This window comes from Yoonia sp. SDW83-1 (assembly GCF_046762885.1).
Classification (GTDB): domain Bacteria; phylum Pseudomonadota; class Alphaproteobacteria; order Rhodobacterales; family Rhodobacteraceae; genus Yoonia.
Map to the genome: position 1 here is coordinate 1 of NZ_JBKQXO010000058.1, position 374 is coordinate 374.

Consider the following 374-nt stretch of genomic DNA (forward strand, 5'->3'; position numbering starts at 1 on the left):
GCGAGCATGGTGCGGTGTGACGGGGCGGCCTGTCCTGTAACAACCCCTGCAGTATCGGAGTTTCGGATTGCAGGCTCGCCGACCCTGGGCAAGGACCTGGTGCCCGGCCTGCTGCGCGCCTATGGCAGCAACAAGATCGATACATTTGGCTCCGTCAGCCGGTCGGCGGGTCAGGCCGGTGCGGTCGGTTACGAGGTCGTCAGCGCCTCGGGCGAGATGATCGCCGCCGTCGATATCGGGGCCTCGAACACGACCGATGGTCTGACCGATCTTTTGCGCGGGGATGCGGCGATTGCCCTGGCCTCGCGGCCCGCCCGCAACCGCGAAGCCCGCGCCTTTGAAGAGGCGGGCCTTGGCGATATCCGGTCCACACA

Annotated in this window: 1 pseudogene; it reads left to right on the forward strand. The window is 66.8% G+C overall.

Annotation, left to right across the window (positions count from 1 at the left end):
* A pseudogene (locus tag ACFWW4_RS22725) lies at positions 1 to 374 on the forward strand (flagellar motor protein MotB); the annotation flags it as partial.